The organism is Stenotrophomonas sp. YIM B06876 (genome assembly GCF_030711595.1).
Lineage (GTDB): Bacteria > Pseudomonadota > Gammaproteobacteria > Xanthomonadales > Xanthomonadaceae > Stenotrophomonas.
In genome coordinates this window covers 1-16,891 of the sequence record NZ_JAUJUJ010000009.1, presented here as the reverse complement: position 1 = coordinate 16,891, position 16,891 = coordinate 1, and the positions used below count along the sequence as shown (strand labels likewise).

Below are 16,891 nucleotides of genomic sequence, written 5' to 3'. Positions count from 1 at the left end.
GGGCCCTTACTTGGTGCGCTGGAACAGTTCGCGGCCGATCAGCATGCGGCGGATCTCCGAGGTGCCGGCGCCGATTTCATACAGCTTGGCATCGCGCCACAGGCGCCCGGTCGGGTAGTCGTTGATGTAGCCGTTGCCGCCGAGGATCTGGATCGCCTCACCGGCGGCCCAGGTGGCCTTTTCAGCCGAATACAGGATCGCGCCGGCCGCGTCCTGGCGCGTGGTGCGGCCCTGGTCGCAGGCGCGAGCCACCGCATACACATAGGCGCGGCAGGCGTTGAGGCCGACATACATGTCGGCCAGCTTGGCCTGGATCAGCTGGAAGGTGCCGATCGCCTCGCCGAACTGCCTGCGCTCGTGCACGTAGGGCATCACCACATCCAGCGCGGCGGCCATCAGCCCGAGCGGGCCGCCGGACAGCACCACGCGCTCGTAGTCCAGCCCGGACATCAGCACCTTGACCCCGCCGCCAACCGCGCCCAGCACGTTTTCCGCCGGCACTTCGCAGTCCTGGAATACCAGCTCGCAGGTGTTGGAGCCGCGCATGCCCAGCTTGTCCAGCTTCTGCGCGGTGGAGAAGCCCTTCATGCCCTTTTCGACCAGGAACGCGGTGATGCCGCGCGAACCGGCGTCGATGTCGGTCTTGGCGTAGACCACCAGCACGTCGGCATCGGGCCCGTTGGTGATCCACATCTTGTTGCCATTGAGCAGGTAATGGTCACCGCGTCTGTCGGCGCGCAGCTTCATCGACACCACGTCCGAACCGGCGCCGGGCTCGCTCATCGCCAGCGCGCCGACATATTCGCCACTGCACAGCTTGGGCAGGTATTGCTGCTTCTGCGCCTCGGTGCCGTTCTTGCGCAGCTGGTTCACGCACAGGTTCGAGTGCGCCCCGTAGGACAGGCCGATGCTGCCCGACGCGCGCGAGATCTCCTCCATCGCCACCACATGCGCCAGATAGCCCATGCCGGTGCCGCCGTACTGCTCTTCCACGGTCATGCCGAGCAGGCCCTGCTCGCCGAACTTGCGCCAAAGCGCATGGGGGAACAGGTTCTCCTCATCGGCGCGGGCCGCCACCGGGGCGATTTCGGCGGCGGCGAAATGGGCCACGCTTGCGCGCAGCAGGTCGATCTCTTCGCCGAGATCGAAATTCAGGGTAGGCATATGCATGGGGTGGCTCCGCTACAACGGTCGAATGGGCAGCGCACCGGGGAAGGAGTGACGGATCGGGCCGTCCGCGCGGGCGTTTGGGTGCAGCCTAACGGGGAACCGGAAAGAAGTGAATACAAATTCAATAATTGAATCTAGAATCAGGCCATGGCTTATCGTCGCTCCGAACTGATGGAAAAACGCCTGGCGGGCAACCGCGAGCGGATTCTGGTCGCCACCCGGCGGCTGCTGGCGGACGGCGGTTACCGCAGCGCCTCGGTGACCGCGGTGGCCGCCGAGGCCGGGGTGTCCACCGGGTTGATCTACCGCCACTTCCCGTCCAAGGCGGAACTGTTCGTCGAGGTGCTGACCGCCGCGGTGGAACACGAGCTGGCCATCCTGACCGCGATCGCGGCCGAACCGCTGCCCGCGGTGGCACGCCTGCAACGGGCCATCGCCTCGTTCGTGCGCCGGGCGATGGCCGGGCCGGGGTTGGCCCACGCGTTTATCGCCGAGCCGGTGGACCCGCAGGTGGATGCCGAACGCATCCGTTGCCGCCGCCTGTTCGGCGACGTGTTCCGGCAGATCGTGGCCGAAGGCGTGGCCGCCGGCGAGTTGCCCGATCAGGATCTGGACGTGGCCGCGGCGTGCATTGTCGGCGCCTACACCGAGGCGCTGGTGGGGCCGACCGCACCCAGCCGCGAAGGCCTGCGTGATGGCGGGCAACTGGTCGGGGCGATCAGCGGTTTTTGCCTGCGCGCGGTCGGCGCCACGCTGCCGCCGCGCACCGGTCCGGGCCGCGTCGCACGCTGAGTGCACCCCCGCCGCAAGCGGCCTGCAGATGCTGCGTTGCCGCAGGTAGTGGCCTCGCCAGACCCCTTGTCGTCAGTGGTGGACGCTGGTCTATACTCGACCGATCGCTGTGGTCAGCGACTTCCTGCCAGGGGTGTTGAGACGTGCGGAATTACGACCTCGAGTTCCTGAAACGCTTTTCCAGCATGATCGCCGCCCTGATGGTGGTCGCGCTGGGCCTGGTCATTCTTGCGGTGGTCCTGCACCGCTCGATTCCGCCCGAAGTCGCGCCCACCGCCCAGCACCGCACCGAACAGCGGATCGCCCCGGAAGGAGCGGTCTACGCCGGCAGTACCGGCGCCGCGGCGCAGGCGGCGGCGCAGGCGGCAGCCCTGGCGGCGGCGTCTTCGCAGGTTGCCTACGGCGGCACCACCGACGGCAAGGTCATCTTCGACAACCTGTGCACCGCCTGCCACACCAACGGGGTCGGCATGGCGCCGACGCTGGACCATTCGCACTGGGACAAGCGCATCGCCCAGGGCACGGCAACGCTCTACAAGCATGCCATCGAGGGTTACACCGGTCCGGACGGTGGCATCATGCCGCCCAAGGGTGGCAACCCGGCGTTGAGCGAAGCGCAGATGCATGCCACCGTCGACTGGATGCTGGCCAATCTGAAGTAAGTCTTCTTTCCCCGAATTCGCGGCGCCGCCTGTGGGCGGCGCTTCTGTTTCCGCTATCCCCGGAGTTGTGTGCAATGCCTCGTTTTCCCGCTCTTCCCGCCTTGGCCATCGCGGTCACGGTCGCACTTCCGGCGTGGGCGTTGCAGCCCGCACCGATGGCTGTTGGACAGGTGCAGGGCAGCGCGGCACGCAGTCCCTACGAAGGCAGGCAGGTGACGATCGAAGCGATGGTCACCGCCGATATGCGCGCCGGGCTGGGCGGGGTGTTCGTGCAGGATGGCGGTGACGGCGATCCGGCCACCTCCGATGCGGTGTTTGTCATCGCCGGCGCCGAGCAGCCGTTGCCGGTGGGGCAGTGGCTGCGCATCCGCGGCACGGTGCAGGAGCAAGCGGCCGGGGAGGGCGGCAGCCTGACCGTGTTGCGCGCGATCGAGTTCAAGCCGCTGCCGGCGCGGCCCGCGCCGCCGGTGCAGGTGCTGGCCGGGATCCCGGCCGACTGGGAAGCACTGGAAGGCATGCAGGTGCGGATCGAGGCGCCGCTGACACTGTCCGGGCAGGACCAGCTGCAGCGCTTTGGCGAGCTGACCGTGGCCTTCGATGGCCGCCTCTGGCAGCCCAGCGAAGTGGCCATTCCGGGATCACCGGAATATGCGCAGGTGCTGGCCGACAACCAGCGCCGGCGCCTGCGCCTGGATGACGGCAGCAGCCAGCGCGATCCGGCGGGCGTGTCCTATCTGCCAGCGGACGCGACCTTGCGTACCGGCATGCAGCTGGTCGGGGTGCAGGGCATTGTCGACCAGCGCCATGACGGCCAGTACCGGTTGCAGGTGACCCGGCCGTTGCCGCTGCCGGCGCTGCAGCGCCCGGCGCCGCCGACGGTCCCCGGCTCGGTGCATATCGCCGCGTTCAATCTGGAGAACTACTTCAACGGCGATGGCCGGGGCGGCGGCTTCCCGACCCAGCGCGGTGCCAAAACCTACGCGCAGCTGCTGGCGCAGCAGGCCAAGCTGGTCACCACCATTGGCGCCCTGAACGCCGACGTGGCCGCGCTGATGGAGCTGGAGAACGACGGCTATGGCCCGGACTCGGCGATCGCGCAGCTGGTGCGGGCGCTCAATGAGGGCCAGGGCAAGCACGGCGACTGGAAGTTTGTCGATGCCAAACACGGCCCCGGCACCAACCCGATCCGGGTCGGCATCATCTATCGCAGCTCGCGGGTCAGCCCGGTCGGCAAACCGGCAGTGCTGGAGCAAGAGCCCTTCGGCGAGCGCAGCCGGGTACCGTTGGCGCAGGCGTTCCGGCGCGGCAAGGGCCAGCCGTTCGTGGTCGTGGCCAACCATTTCAAATCCAAGGGCTGTTCGGAAGCCAGCGGCGCCGACGCCGACCAGAATGACGGCCAGGCCTGCTGGAATGCGACCCGCACCGAATCGGCGCGGCTGCTGCACCGCTGGTTGCTGGGCGACCCCACCGGCAGCCGGGCGCGCAATGCGGTGCTGCTGGGAGACCTCAACGCCTACGCGCTGGAAGACCCGGTGCGTCAGCTGCATGCCGACGGCTGGCGCGACGCGTTTGCGGTGGCCAAGGTCGAGCATCCCTACAGCTATGTCTACAACGGCCTGAGCGGACGGCTCGACCACGCGCTGCTCAATCCAGGCATGGCCCGCCTGCTGCGCGGTGCGGCCGAGTGGCACACCAATGCCGATGAAGCCGACGATGCCGGCTACCAGGGGCGCGATGTGCCCGGGCCGTGGCGCAGCTCCGACCACGATCCGCTGCTGCTCGGTTTCGACCTGTAACCCGGGCGCGGGCGCCGGGGCTCAGCCGCGTGCGCCCAGCGCGATCAGTCCGATCGCCACGACCGCCAGCGCCAGCCCGATCCGGTTGCGGACGCTGGTGCGTTCACCGAACAGCGTCACTCCGGCCAGCGTGCCCAGCGCCACCACGCCGATATTCATGCCGGCAAACACGGTGGCCGGGCTGTCCGGCAGTGCCTGGTGGGCGCGGATGTAGAACAGGATGTTGCCGAAGTTGAGGGTGCCCAGCGCCAGCCCGGTCCACAGCGGGCGCCACCCCAGCCGGGGGCGGCCACGGGCATGGCGCCACAGCTGCCAGCCCAGCATCAGCACGAACGCCAGCGCGAAGCTCACCAGCAGGGCCGAGGTCGACGGTGTGCCGGCGCGCGCCACCTGTTTGAGCAGGATGTCCACCAGCGCATAGCCGATCCACACCCCGAGCAGCCACGGCCATGCGCCGCGTTGCGCCGCGCCGGTGTCCGGCTTGTGCAGGATCCCGGCCATGGCCACCAGGCCGGTCGCGACCCCGGCCAGCTTCAACAGCTGGAAACGCTCGCCGAACAGCGCGAACGCCGCCGCCAGCGACAGCAGCAGCGACAGCCGTTGCGCCGCATCGGTGCGGACGATGCCGGCCTCGCGCAATGCGCGCGCCATCACCACGAAAATGCCGGGCAACACCACGGCCAGCGTCAGCAGCGCCGGCCACGGCGTGGACGCGGTGCCCAGGCTTTCCAGCGAGGGCCGCAACAGCCACCACGCCAGTGCGCTGGCGGCCAGATAGTTCCAGGTGATGGCCTGGGCGGCATCGATTCCGCGGCGCCCGCTCCACTTCAGCAGCACGCCCACGCTCACACTGCACAACACGCTCAGGATCAGGAAAAGCATCGATATCCGCCGCCAGGAAGGAGCCCGGCGATGAAGTGCCGCGGCCGGGCCGGTATTATGCCGCCATGCACAATCCTCCTTTTCCCGGCCAATCCGCCACCTTGATGCTGGCCGGCCCGGCCGGTCCGCTGGAAGTGGCGGTCGATCTGCCCGATGCCGACGTTGCCCCGCAGCCGGTGGTGGCGGTGTTCTGTCACCCGTTGTCCACCGAGGGCGGCAGCATGCACAACAAGGTGGTGACGATGGCCGCGCGCGCGCTGCGCGACCTCGGCATCACCGTGGTGCGGTTCAATTTCCGCAGCGTCGGCCAGTCGGCCGGCAGCTTCGACAATGGACAGGGCGAGCAGCAGGATCTGCGCGCCGTGGTGGACTGGGTGCGCGCGCAGCGGCCCGGGCACGCGCTGTGGCTGGGCGGCTTCAGCTTTGGTGCGTATGTCGCGTTGCGCGCCGCGCAGGCGGTGCAGCCGGCCGCGCTGATTTCGATCGCACCGCCGGCCGGGCGTCGCAGCTGGGACTTCGGCGATCTGCAGCCGCCAGCGCGCTGGCTGGTGATCCAGGGCGAGGCCGACGAGGTGGTGGATCCGCAGGCGGTCTACGACTGGCTGGCGACGCTGCAGCAGCCACCGCAGCTGGTGCGCATGCCCGACACCAGCCACTTCTTCCACCGCAAGCTGATCGATCTGCGCGGGGTGCTGCAGCACGAGGTGCGCCCCTGGCTGCCGGAAAACGGCACGTGAGCACGGCCGCAACGACCCCCACCCTGCGCTATGCCGCCGGGGTGGCGCGCGGCGATTGGCGCGACGATCCGGCCCAGCATGCGGCGCTGGCCGAGCTGGACCGCATCCACGACGCGCTGGTCGATTCGGCGCAGGACGGCTGGCTGGACCGGCTGTCGGCGTTCTGGAAAAAGCCCGAGCCGGTGAAAGGCCTGTATTTCTGGGGTGGCGTCGGCCGCGGCAAGACGTTCCTGGTCGACCTGTTCTACGACGGCTTGCCGATCGAACAGAAGTACCGCACCCACTTCCACCGTTTCATGCGCGGCATCAACGAGCGCCTGCGCGAACACCAGGGGCAGAGCGACCCGCTGGCCAAGATCGCGCAGGAGTGGCGCGCCAAGCTGCGGGTGCTGGTGCTGGACGAATTCTTCGTCACCGACATCGGCGATGCGATGCTGCTGGCGCGGCTGCTGGAGCGCCTGTTCGCCGAAGGCGTGACCCTGGTCACCACCTCCAACACCGCACCGGAAAACCTGTATCTGCACGGCCTGCAGCGGGAGAGCTTCCTGCCGGCGATCGCGCTGCTGCAGAACTACTGCGTGGAGCTGTACGCCGAAGGCACCGAGGACTACCGCATGCGCGCGCTGACGCGTTCGCCGGTGTACCGCGCGCCGCTGGATGAGGGCGGTGACGCGTGGCTGGCCTCGCGCTGGGCCGAGTTGAGCGGTGCCGAACCCGCCCGCGCCGGCAACATCCAGATCGAAGGCCGCAAGATCGCGGTGCGCGGTCGCGGCAAGAGCATCGCCTGGTTCGATTTTCCCGCGTTGTGCGAAGGCCCGCGCGGGCCGTCGGACTACATCGAGATCGCGCACGAGTTCAACACCGTGCTGCTCGGGGGCATCCCGCATTTCAATCGCATGAACGAGGATGCCGCGCGCCGCTTCGTCAATCTGATCGACGAACTGTACGACCGCCAGGTCAACCTGGTGTGCACCGCGCAGGCGGTGCCGCCCCTGCTGTACAGCGGCACCCGGCTGGCCGGCGCGTTCGAGCGCACGGCCTCGCGACTGATCGAAATGCAGAGCGCCGAATACCTGGGCACCGCGCACCTCGCGTAGCGCGGGACAGCGCCCCGCCGGCTGCGGTGTGCAAGGTCGCCGCCGGGCGTTGCCCGGCGCTACAGGCGGGCGACCCGTGCGCGGACGGCGCCAACGCGCGGCTGCGCGGCAACGGCCGCACACGGGCAACCCTTGCGCTTCAAGGCCGCGACGCGAATCCACAACATTTGGCGTTGACCCTGTCACTTGCCCCCACTATCTTGTGTCCCGTCGGTTCCGGTGAGCAGCGACTCACTGGATTGAAAGGGAAGCTGGTGGTGCCCGCTTGGGCCATTCCAGCACTGCCCCGCAGCGGTAATTGGGAACGACCCCGCCACACAGCACTGAGGCCGCCCCGGCCTTGGGAAGCGGCGGGTTAGGAGGAGGCCAGACCTTCATGCCCATGAGTCCGAAGACCTGCCGACAGCCGCGCGAAGCACACCGCGCGGTGCCGGCCGCGCGAATCTCCGGGGGGAGAGGGTCGGTGCATCACGTGTAGTGACGTGGACCCTGGCGGTCCGCGCGTCGCGGCCCGTGCGACACCGCGTCCCCATGCTCTGGATCCGCCGGCCCCGCCACCTGTCGAGGGACGGGAGCTGCGTGCATCACGCATGGAGAAACGCCGTGACCATTTCCGAAACACCCGCCATCGCCGCCACCGAAGACGGATTCCTGCTGACCCCGCCGCCGACCGCCACCGCGATGAGCGTGACCAAGCGCAACGGCGTGGTCGAGCCGGTGGACCTGAACAAGATCGTGCGCGCGATCCAGCGCTGCTGCGAGGGCCTGCACGCGGTGGACCCGATGCGCGTGGCCACCCGCACCATCTCCGGCCTGTACAACGGCGCCACCACCCAGGAGCTGGACGAGCTGTCGATCCGCACCGCCGCGCTGCTGATCGGCGAGGAGCCCGAATACGGCCGCCTGGCCGCGCGGCTGCTGGCCAGCTTCATCGCCAAGGAAGTGTCCGGGCAGGAGATCCACGCCTTCTCGCAGTCGATCGCCCGTGGCCATGAGGTCGGCCTGATCAACGAGCGCCTGCTGGGCTTCGTGCAGACCAACGCGCGCAAGCTCAACGACGCCATCGATGTGTCGCTGGACCTGCATTTCGACTACTTCGGCCTGCGCACGCTGTATGACCGTTACCTGCTGCGCCATCCGCATTCGCGCAAGGTGCTCGAGACCCCGCAGCAGTTCTTCCTGCGCATCGCCAGCGCGCTGAGCGAGGACGTGCCCGAGGCGCTGGCGCTGTACCAGCGCATGGGCAATCTGGACTACCTGCCGTCCAGCCCGACCCTGTTCAATTCCGGAACGGTGCACGAGCAGTTGTCCTCGTGCTTCCTGCTGGATTCGCCGCTGGATTCGCTCGAGTCGATCTACGCCAAGTACGGCGATATCGCGCAGCTGTCCAAGTTCAGCGGCGGCATCGGCGTGAGCTATTCGCGGGTGCGTTCGCGCGGCTCGCTGATCAAATCCACCAACGGCCATTCCAACGGCATCGTGCCGTGGCTGAAAACGCTGGATTCGTCGGTGGCGGCGGTCAACCAGGGCGGCAAGCGCAAGGGCGCGGCGTGCGTGTACCTGGAAACCTGGCACGCCGATATCGAGGATTTCCTCGAGCTGCGCGACAACGCCGGTGACGACTCACGCCGCACCCATAACCTGAACCTGGCCAACTGGGTGCCGGATCTGTTCATGGCGCGCGTGGAGGCCGACCAGGAATGGTCGCTGTTCGACCCGAGCGTGGTGCCGGAGCTGACCGACCTGTATGGCGACGCGTTCGAGCGCGCCTATGTGCAGGCGGAAATGCAGGGCAAGGCCGGCAAGACGATTTCCGCGCGCAAGCTGTACGGGCGCATGATGCGCACGCTGGCCGAGACTGGCAACGGCTGGATGACGTTCAAGGACAAGTGCAACAACGCCAGCAACCAGACCCTGCGCCCGGGCAATGTGATCCATCTGTCCAACCTGTGCACCGAGATCCTGGAGATCACCTCCAACGACGAGACCGCGGTGTGCAACCTGGGTTCGATCAACCTGGGCAACCACTTCGACGTGCACGGCGATTTCGATTTCGAAAAACTGGCCGAAACCGTGCGGCTGGCCGTGCGCCAGCTCGACCGCGTGATCGACCTGAACTTCTACCCGATCGAGACCGCGCGGCGCGGCAACCTGCGCTGGCGGCCGGTGGGTCTGGGCTGCATGGGCCTGCAGGACGTGTTCTTCCGAAAGCGGCTGCCGTTCGATTCGGAGCAGGCGCGCGCGCTGTCCCGGCAGATCGCCGAGACGATCTACTTCCACGCGCTGGAGACCTCGTGCGAACTGGCCGTCGAGCGTGGCCCGCATCCCTCGTTCAATGACACCCGTGCCGCCAGCGGCGCGTTGCAGTTCGATGCCTGGAACGTGGTGCCGGCCGATACCGCGCGCTGGGATGCCCTGCGGGCGCGCATCCAGCAGCATGGCTTGCGCAACTCGCTGCTGATCGCCATCGCCCCGACCGCGACCATCGCCTCGATCGCCGGCTGCTACGAATGCGTGGAGCCGCAGGTGTCCAACCTGTTCAAGCGCGAAACCCTGTCCGGCGACTTCCTGCAGGTCAACCGCTACCTGGTCGGCGAGTTGAAGAAGCTGGGCCTGTGGACGGCGGAAATGCGCGATGCGATCAAGCTGGCCGACGGCTCGATCCAGAACCTGCCGCAGATTCCCGACGCACTGCGACAGGTGTACCGCACCGCCTGGGAACTGCCGATGCGCGCGCTGATCGACATGGCCGCCGAGCGCGGCGCCTTCATCGACCAGAGCGCCTCGCTCAACCTGTTCATGGAAAGCCCGAACATCGGCGCGATGTCGTCGATGTACATGTACGCGTGGAAGCAGGGCATCAAGACCACCTACTACCTGCGCTCGCGCCCGGCCACCCGGATCGCCAAGACCACCGTCAACCACGCGGCGGTGACCGCGCCCGCCCCGGCATTCACGCCGGACGAGGCGCTAGCCTGCTCGCTGGAGAACCCGGAAAGCTGCGAGGCCTGCCAGTAAGGAAATCGGGAAGGGCCGGACACCCCCGGTTCTTCCCGGCAGCACCGGAAAGCTTGTAGACAGTCAGCCGCAGCGGTGATCCGGCATGTGCTTTCCTGCAGTCCGGCCGCTGCGACAGTGAAGGCATCGAAATGGAGAGTGGGGATGAAGCGATACGCCAACCGTGCGGGTGACTCCGGGGTCGAGGCCTACCGGATCACCGCCACCTCGATCTTCGTGAAATTCCGCAACCGCGAACAAGCTTACGAATACAGCAGCCTCGGCCGCGCCGGTACCCGCAAGGTGGCCTGCATGAAGCAACTTGCCGCAGCCGGCAAAGGCCTGAGCACCTACATCAGCCAGCACGCGCACGACGATTACGAACGCGACTGACTGTTCCGAACTATCGAACCCGCTTCGCCTGCCCACCGGGCGAAGAAAGACAAGGCAACCGAACATGTCCGAAAACACGCCCCAGCAGATGCTGCTCGATCCCGGCTTCGAGCTGACCCTGCGCCCGATGCGTTATCCGCATTTCTACGAGATGTACCGCAACGCGATCAAGAACTCGTGGACGGTGGAGGAGATCAATTTCCAGATCGACATCACCGACCTGCATTCGAAGATGTCGCCGGCCGACCGTCATCTGATCCACCGGCTGGTCGCGTTCTTCGCCACCGGCGATTCGATCGTGTCCAACAACCTGGTGCTGAACCTGTACCAGCACCTCAACGCGCCCGAGGCGCGCATGTACCTGTCGCGGCAGCTGTACGAGGAAGCCCTGCACGTGCAGTTCTACCTGACCCTGCTGGACAATTACCTGCCCGATCCGGACGAGCGCACCCGGGCGTTCGCGGCGGTGGAGAACATCCCGGCGATCAGGACCAAGGCCGAGTTCTGCTTCAAGTGGATCGACTCGATCCAGGACCTGACCCGCATCGAGACCCGTGCCCAGCGCCGCCAGTTCCTGCTCAACCAGATCTGTTTCGCCGCCTGCATCGAAGGCCTGTTCTTCTTCGCCGCGTTCGCCTACGTGTACTACTTCCGTTCGCGCGGCCTGTTGCCGGGCCTGGCGTCGGGCACCAACTGGGTGTTCCGCGACGAGAGCTGCCACATGGAGTTCGCCTACGAGTGCGTGCGCACCGTGCGCGCCGAGGAGCCGGACCTGTTCGACGAGGACATGAAGCAGCAGGTGTACGCCATGCTGGCCGAGGCGATCGAGTGCGAAGTGCAGTTCGCCGAGGATGTGCTGTCCGGCGGTGTGGCCGGCATCTCCACCCGCGACATGCGCCAGTACCTGCAGCATTGCGCCGACAACCACTTCCTCAAGCTGGGCATGGCCAGGAAATACAACGTGCGCAACCCGTTGCCGTTCATGGAATTGCAGGACGTGCAGGAACTGACCAACTTCTTCGAGCGTCGCGCCTCGGCCTACCAGGTCGGCGTGCAGGGCGAGGTCAGCTTCGACATGGCGTTCTGACTCCCAGGCCCTGCGGGAACGCCTGCGCCCCTCCCTTCGGCGGCGGATGGCGTTCCCGCCGCGTTGCTTTGCAGGCGACCGGTCGGTCCGCTATTGTTGGGCGCGCCGATGCCAAGCACCCGACCGGTGCCGTCGACAGGGGGAAACCATGCAGCGTTTCGCTTGGCTGGCGCTGGTCGTCGGCAGTCTGCCCTGCGTCACCGCCAAAGCCGAGACGCCGGCCACCCCGCCGCAGGAATTCGGCTTCTGCACGGTGACCGACAACAGCAGCGCGCAGGCCAGGATCTGGGCCTCGCCGGTATTCCCGGTGACCCATGCGCCCGGCGACCCGGCCGGCTTCCAGCGCAGCCAGGAACTGGCCAGCGAGTTCCTGGCTCACGTGATGGCCCTGGGCGGCGACGGCAGCAAGAGCTGCCTCGTCCTGCCCACCCGGGACCAGGCCGCGTCGTTGCGCGAGGAGCAGCGTGCGATGTGGGACAAACGCATGTACTTCATCAAGGTTGGCGACTGGCGCGAGGTGGCATGGACGCCCGCAGCCTGGTCGCCGGCCACGGCGGCGACGCCACCTGCGGAGTTGACCGGCTATTTCTACTGTTTTCAGGTCGACGCCAACGTCCCCAACAGCCGCAGCCACACGGTGGCCACCTCGGTGTTCGCGCGCAGGCTGCCCGGTGGCAACCCGATGGCCATGTACGACCGGGCCGCCGCCTACACGCGGCAGTTCAAGCAGCAGGTGCGGGCGCATGGCCTGCCGGAGAACGGTGATTGCCTGCCGTTCGATACGCAGGCCGAGGCCGATTACCAGCAGCGGCAGATCCTCAAGCACTTCAACGGCTTCAACATGAAGTTCGACCAGATCGCGTGGACGCCCAGCGACGCGGAAGTTGCCCCCATTGGCGCGACCCCGGTCGTGGCCGCGCCGGCTGCATCGCCGCCGGCCTCGTTGCCGGCGACGGGCCTGGGCATCCGGATAACCGGCGTCAGCGCCGAACTGGCCCAGGCACTCGGCCTGTCCTCCACGCAGGGCGCGTGGGTGGTGGAGGTCGGCAACGGCAGCGCGGCGATGAAGGCGGGCATCAAACCGATGGACGTGCTGCTGGAAATCGCCGGCCAGGCGGTCAACGCCGACGGCGACGTGCCGGCCATCGTCGGCCGGCTGCGCCCCGGTTTCGAAGCGCCGGTACGGGTGTGGCGCGAGCGCCGGATGCTGGATCTCAAGGTCGTGGTTCCCTCCGCGCTGCCAGCACTGACCGCCACTGCAACGGCCGCATTGCCGGCAACTGCTGCTGCGCCGGCACCCGCTGCGCCCAGTGCACCCGATGCAGCGGATGCTGGCCCGTACTGCACGGCGCTCGTCACGCGCTCGAAGGAGTCGTTGCAGCTGCGCGTGCCGATCTGGCAGATGCCCGCCAGCCAGGCCGCGATGGGTGACTCGGTGATGCACCTGATCAATGCCGTCATCCAGGCGCATCCGGGCAAGTGGGCGGCTTTCCCGACCCCGTCCTGCCACGACAACTCCGGCGTGTTCGCCGGCGAGACCTTCTGCATGAGCACCACCTACAAGCACTTCGGCGGTTCGCAGATGGCGGTGCAGTTCTGCAACCGTTCGAAGGAACTGATCGACAAGCGCTGGGCGGACATGATCGTGGCCGATGGCGGCAGCGCGCGCCTCTTCCCGTGGCCGGTCGGGCCTTGAGCAAGGGGGTCATCCCGCGGTTTTTGGCCCCGGGCCATCAACCTGATGCCTGCAGCGAAGACCTCGCCAATGTGAAAACGGGTTCCCGAGCGGCGCCTCTTTCGCCCGATCGCCGCCGTTTCCTCGCGCTGGCCGCCGCCGCGGGCGCATCGAGCCTGTTACCTCGCACCGCACTGGCGCGCTCCTGCGTCCACGGGTCCGCTTCGTGGATTCCTCCGGATGAATTTCTCCACCGGTTGCCGCGGCTCATGGAGGCCTTCGCCGTGCCCGGCGTTGCCATCGCCGTGGTCGAAGACGGTGAAGTCGTATGGAGCCGGCCGTTCGGGGTGACCCATGCGCTCACCCGCCAGCCGGTGGACGCGCGCACGATCTTCGAGGACGCCTCTCTCGGCAAGCCGGTGTTCGCCTATCTGGTGTTGCAGCTGGTGGACCAGGCAGTGATCGATCTGGATGTTCCGCTGGTGCGCTACCGGCGACCGGATTATCTGGCCGACCATCCGTGGATCGAGCGGATCACCGCGCGCGACGTGTTGCGTCATTCCACCGGCCTGCCGAACTGGCGCACGTCGCCGGCAACGGAAAAGCTAGTGCCGATGGTCAGGCCGGGAACGCGCATCGACTATTCCGGTGAAGCCATCTTCTGGTTGCAGCTGGCGGTGGAGACGATCACCGGGCAAAGCCTGGACCAGTCGATGCAGGCGCTGCTGTTCGGCCCGGCGGGCATGAAGGACAGCAGCTACACCTGGAATGCCGACCTGGCCGCGCGCTCGGTCCATGGCCATCGCGCGCATGACCGGCCCGGCGAAGGCATGCCGCCGCAGATGTTCCGCGAGCACTGGACCTTCGCCCAGCAGGTCGCCGACCGCTGGGGCAAACCATTGTCGGCATGGAAGTACGAAGACGCCGTGCGCGCGCTGCCGGAGGTGATGGCGCTGGCGCCACCGGGACGGGTCACCTGGCCGGGCGATATCGTCGCCAACGCGGCGGCGAGCCTGCGCACGAGCGTGCAGGACTACGCCACCTTCCTGACCCTGGTGATGGCGCGCAGGCAACGGGCGCCGTGGGAAATCAGCGAGGCCACACGACAGGCGATGCTCACGCCGCAGATCCGGCTTCCCGGACGATGGACCGAGAAAGGGCTGGGCTGGAACATGGAAGCGACGGCCGACGGACCGGTGTTCTACCACTCCGGCAGCAACGGCGACATCTTCCGCAACTTCGCGATGGGCGATGCGCAGCGCCGGCGCGGCATCGTGGTGCTGACCAACGGCGGCAGCGGTTCCTTCGTCCACCAGCGCATCGTGCGCGCGGCGAGCGGCCACGACCTGCTCTCGTACGATCTCTAGGTGTGATCTCCCGGTCGGTTGTTCGCGCCTGCTACAGATCCCGCGTCTGCCGTCGGCGGGGCCTGCGCCACCAAGCACGCGTGCTTGCCCGCCACGCACCAACGGCAAGGCCGGACGTCTGGCCCAAACCAGCTTGCGCGGATCGGCCTATGCGCGTTCCTGCGCTTGCCCCGAGCAGCGGGCCAGCATGCCCGGCAGCACCACTGCAACTGGCACCGAGCCCATGCCGGCCCTGGCTGCACCCTCCCCATCTCCAGCATTCAAACCGCACCGCCCAACGTGCCGGGTTTACCCATCCAGTCCCGCCCTTGCCGCCGACACAAGCGGCGATCGCCGCGTGCGCTGCCCGCATCAGCGCACGGCTGCCGGGAAAACCGGGCGCTTGTTCCTGCGCGTGCATTTCGACCTGCCCGGCGTGGCCGATAGATCAGGCGCACAGGCCTGGGGCGTATCATCAACGCACCTTTCAAGGTGATAGCCCCCCATGACCTCGATCCAGGCGGATCCGCCGACCGAAATCCGCATGGCGGAAATCGTGTTCCCCAACCACACCAACCACATGGGCACGCTGTTCGGTGGCCAGGCGCTGGCATGGATGGACAAGGCCGCGTTCCTGGCCGCGGCGCGCTATTCACGCCACACCGTGGTGACCGCGCGGTCGGACCAGGTGGACTTCAAGCTGCCGATCCGGGTCGGGCAGATGGTGGAAACCATCGGCCGCATTGTCGAAGTCGGCCGCAGCTCGATGAAGGTCGAAGTCGAACTGGTGACCGAAGACCTGCACAGCGGCGAGCGCAAACTGTGCACCCGCGGTCATTTCGTGATGATCGCGCTGGATGCCGACGGCAAGCCGGCGGCGGTGTCCCCGCTGGCCGCCAAGGCCTGACCGGCAGCGCCGGTGTCTGCGTCGATGGCGGGCATGGACCCGGCCGCGCTGCGTGAGTTCATCGGCCGCCATCGGCGGCTGTTCGTGCTGACCGGCGCCGGCTGCAGCACCGATTCGGGCATTCCCGATTACCGCGATGCCGACGGCGGCTGGAAGCGGACGCAGCCGGTGACCTGGCAGGCCTTCACCGCCGAGCTGGCCACCCGCCAGCGTTATTGGGCGCGCAGCCTGCTGGGCTGGCCGCGTTTCGGCCACGCCCAACCCAACGCCACCCACCGCGCACTGGTCCGGCTCGAAGCCCGCGGGCAGCTGCAGGTGTTGCTGACCCAGAACGTGGACCGGCTGCACCAGGCCGCCGGCAGTCGCGCGGTGATCGACCTGCATGGACGCATGGACCAGGTGCGCTGCCTGGGCTGCGAAGCGCGGCTGCCGCGTGAGCAGTTCCAGCAGGCGTTGCTGGCGGCCAATCCCGGCTGGGAACGCCTGGTTGCTACGCCGGCGCCGGATGGCGATGCCGATCTGGAAGGGATCGATTTCACCGGATTCCAGGTGCCGGCGTGCGCGGCGTGTGGCGGGATGCTCAAGCCGGATGTGGTGTTCTTCGGCGAAAGCGTGCCGCGGCCGCGGGTCGAGGCCGCCCATGCGCACCTGCAGCAGGCCGATGCGGTGCTGGTGGTGGGGTCTTCATTGATGGTCTATTCGGGCTTCCGCTTCGTGCGCACGGCGGTACAGGCCGGTTTGCCGGTGGCGGCGCTGAATCTGGGCCGCACCCGCGCCGACGGGCTGCTCTCGCTGAAGGTGGACGCCGCTTGCGCGCCGGCGCTGGAATTCCTGCTGGACTGATACCCACCTCCGCTGGTTCCGCTGCCAGGCCATTGCTGCGAAACAGTGATCCACCAGGGCGGTTGTGTCCGCGCCGCTACAGGAGTGCAATAGCGCCCGGTTTTTCTTCCCGGGTCTGCTTTGAGCCAGCTTTTTTCGCCGATCGCTTTCGGTCCCTTGTCCTTGTCCAACCGCATCGTCATCGCGCCGATGTGCATGTACTCGTCCACCGATGGCTGCGCCAGCGACTGGCACCGCATCCATCTGGGCCAGTTGTCGCAATCCGGGGCCGGACTGCTGATTCTCGAAGCCACCGCGGTGCTGCCGGAAGGCCGGATCAGCTGGGCCGACCTGGGGCTGTGGGACGATGCCACCGAAGCGGCGCTGGCCTCGGTGCTGGCCTCGGTGCGGCAATGGTCGTCGATGCCGCTGGGGATCCAGCTGGCGCACGCCGGGCGCAAGGCCTCCACCGCGCGACCGTGGGACGGCGGCGGCACGCTGGACCCGGCCGATCCGCGCGCGTGGATC

Annotated in this window: 14 protein-coding genes, 1 pseudogene and 1 riboswitch; of the genes and pseudogenes, 13 read left to right on the top strand and 2 right to left on the bottom strand. The window is 67.7% G+C overall.

All coding sequences use genetic code 11. From position 1 onward, the window contains the following. Window positions 1-6: 6 nt before the first annotated feature. The gene (locus QZH66_RS05840; protein ID WP_305805018.1) at window positions 7-1,170 is read right to left on the bottom strand and encodes an isovaleryl-CoA dehydrogenase; all 1,164 of its coding nucleotides are present in this window, start codon (window positions 1,168-1,170) and stop codon (window positions 7-9) included. A 147-nt stretch (window positions 1,171-1,317) separates the two neighbouring features. On the opposite strand from QZH66_RS05840, the gene QZH66_RS05835 reads away from it, so the two are divergent. The 3 genes from QZH66_RS05835 to QZH66_RS05825 all read left to right on the top strand — a co-directional run bounded on the left by QZH66_RS05835 (window position 1,318) and on the right by QZH66_RS05825 (window position 4,420). Next, complete coding sequence (locus QZH66_RS05835; protein WP_305805017.1) at window positions 1,318-1,962, top strand: TetR/AcrR family transcriptional regulator; 645 nt, start codon at window positions 1,318-1,320, stop codon at window positions 1,960-1,962. A 143-nt stretch (window positions 1,963-2,105) separates the two neighbouring features. Next, window positions 2,106-2,624, top strand: a complete 519-nt coding sequence (locus tag QZH66_RS05830) for a c-type cytochrome (RefSeq protein ID WP_305805016.1) — start codon at window positions 2,106-2,108, stop codon at window positions 2,622-2,624. A gap of 74 nt (window positions 2,625-2,698) precedes the next feature. Continuing rightward, window positions 2,699-4,420 (top strand): ExeM/NucH family extracellular endonuclease, encoded by a 1,722-nt coding sequence (locus QZH66_RS05825; RefSeq protein WP_305805015.1) that lies wholly within the window; start codon window positions 2,699-2,701, stop codon window positions 4,418-4,420. Window positions 4,421-4,441: 21 nt separating this feature from the next. Here the strand turns inward: QZH66_RS05825 and QZH66_RS05820 are convergent, their stop codons facing one another. Next, window positions 4,442-5,302 carry an EamA/RhaT family transporter gene (locus tag QZH66_RS05820; protein ID WP_305805014.1) on the bottom strand — a complete coding sequence of 287 codons (861 nt, stop codon included), beginning with the start codon at window positions 5,300-5,302 and terminating at the stop codon, window positions 4,442-4,444. 65 nt (window positions 5,303-5,367) lie between these two features. Here QZH66_RS05820 and QZH66_RS05815 point away from each other — a divergent pair, with 65 nt between their 5' ends. The 10 genes and pseudogenes from QZH66_RS05815 to QZH66_RS05770 form a co-directional block, all read left to right on the top strand. Further along, window positions 5,368-6,039 (top strand): alpha/beta hydrolase, encoded by a 672-nt coding sequence (locus QZH66_RS05815; RefSeq protein WP_305805013.1) that lies wholly within the window; start codon window positions 5,368-5,370, stop codon window positions 6,037-6,039. Continuing rightward, window positions 6,036-7,136, top strand: coding sequence for a cell division protein ZapE (gene zapE / locus QZH66_RS05810; RefSeq protein WP_305805012.1), 1,101 nt, complete (start codon window positions 6,036-6,038; stop codon window positions 7,134-7,136). Before QZH66_RS05815 ends, zapE begins: the two co-directional genes overlap by 4 nt. A gap of 194 nt (window positions 7,137-7,330) precedes the next feature. Continuing rightward, window positions 7,331-7,555, top strand: a riboswitch (cobalamin riboswitch). A gap of 262 nt (window positions 7,556-7,817) precedes the next feature. After that, window positions 7,818-10,154 carry a ribonucleoside-diphosphate reductase subunit alpha gene (locus tag QZH66_RS05805; protein WP_305805079.1) on the top strand — a complete coding sequence of 779 codons (2,337 nt, stop codon included), beginning with the start codon at window positions 7,818-7,820 and terminating at the stop codon, window positions 10,152-10,154. 144 nt (window positions 10,155-10,298) lie between these two features. Then, entirely contained in the window at window positions 10,299-10,526 is a 228-nt protein-coding gene (locus tag QZH66_RS05800; RefSeq protein ID WP_305805011.1) for a hypothetical protein, read from the top strand. A 64-nt stretch (window positions 10,527-10,590) separates the two neighbouring features. Further along, window positions 10,591-11,613 carry a ribonucleotide-diphosphate reductase subunit beta gene (locus QZH66_RS05795; protein ID WP_305805010.1) on the top strand — a complete coding sequence of 341 codons (1,023 nt, stop codon included), beginning with the start codon at window positions 10,591-10,593 and terminating at the stop codon, window positions 11,611-11,613. 148 nt (window positions 11,614-11,761) lie between these two features. Further along, window positions 11,762-13,309, top strand: coding sequence for a PDZ domain-containing protein (locus QZH66_RS05790; RefSeq protein ID WP_305805009.1), 1,548 nt, complete (start codon window positions 11,762-11,764; stop codon window positions 13,307-13,309). A gap of 248 nt (window positions 13,310-13,557) precedes the next feature. After that, on the top strand, window positions 13,558-14,655 hold the full coding sequence (locus QZH66_RS05785; protein ID WP_305805008.1) for a serine hydrolase domain-containing protein: 1,098 nt from the start codon (window positions 13,558-13,560) through the stop codon (window positions 14,653-14,655). 484 nt (window positions 14,656-15,139) lie between these two features. Next, entirely contained in the window at window positions 15,140-15,541 is a 402-nt protein-coding gene (locus tag QZH66_RS05780; RefSeq protein WP_305805007.1) for an acyl-CoA thioesterase, read from the top strand. Window positions 15,542-15,574: 33 nt separating this feature from the next. Continuing rightward, window positions 15,575-16,384 (top strand): NAD-dependent protein deacetylase, encoded by an 810-nt coding sequence (locus tag QZH66_RS05775; RefSeq protein WP_305805078.1) that lies wholly within the window; start codon window positions 15,575-15,577, stop codon window positions 16,382-16,384. 120 nt (window positions 16,385-16,504) lie between these two features. Continuing rightward, window positions 16,505-16,891 (top strand): annotated as a pseudogene (locus QZH66_RS05770) (oxidoreductase); the annotation flags it as partial.

Coding starts and splice junctions, on each gene's coding strand:
- QZH66_RS05790 (WP_305805009.1), top strand. CDS start 11,762: ATGCAGCGTTTCGCTTGGCTGGCGCTGGTCGTCGGCAGTCTGCCCTGC.
- QZH66_RS05835 (WP_305805017.1), top strand. CDS start 1,318: ATGGCTTATCGTCGCTCCGAACTGATGGAAAAACGCCTGGCGGGCAAC.
- QZH66_RS05840 (WP_305805018.1), bottom strand. CDS start 1,170: ATGCATATGCCTACCCTGAATTTCGATCTCGGCGAAGAGATCGACCTG.
- QZH66_RS05800 (WP_305805011.1), top strand. CDS start 10,299: ATGAAGCGATACGCCAACCGTGCGGGTGACTCCGGGGTCGAGGCCTAC.
- QZH66_RS05795 (WP_305805010.1), top strand. CDS start 10,591: ATGTCCGAAAACACGCCCCAGCAGATGCTGCTCGATCCCGGCTTCGAG.
- QZH66_RS05805 (WP_305805079.1), top strand. CDS start 7,818: ATGAGCGTGACCAAGCGCAACGGCGTGGTCGAGCCGGTGGACCTGAAC.
- QZH66_RS05820 (WP_305805014.1), bottom strand. CDS start 5,302: ATGCTTTTCCTGATCCTGAGCGTGTTGTGCAGTGTGAGCGTGGGCGTG.
- QZH66_RS05785 (WP_305805008.1), top strand. CDS start 13,558: ATGGAGGCCTTCGCCGTGCCCGGCGTTGCCATCGCCGTGGTCGAAGAC.
- QZH66_RS05780 (WP_305805007.1), top strand. CDS start 15,140: ATGACCTCGATCCAGGCGGATCCGCCGACCGAAATCCGCATGGCGGAA.
- QZH66_RS05825 (WP_305805015.1), top strand. CDS start 2,699: ATGCCTCGTTTTCCCGCTCTTCCCGCCTTGGCCATCGCGGTCACGGTC.
- QZH66_RS05775 (WP_305805078.1), top strand. CDS start 15,575: ATGGACCCGGCCGCGCTGCGTGAGTTCATCGGCCGCCATCGGCGGCTG.
- QZH66_RS05815 (WP_305805013.1), top strand. CDS start 5,368: ATGCACAATCCTCCTTTTCCCGGCCAATCCGCCACCTTGATGCTGGCC.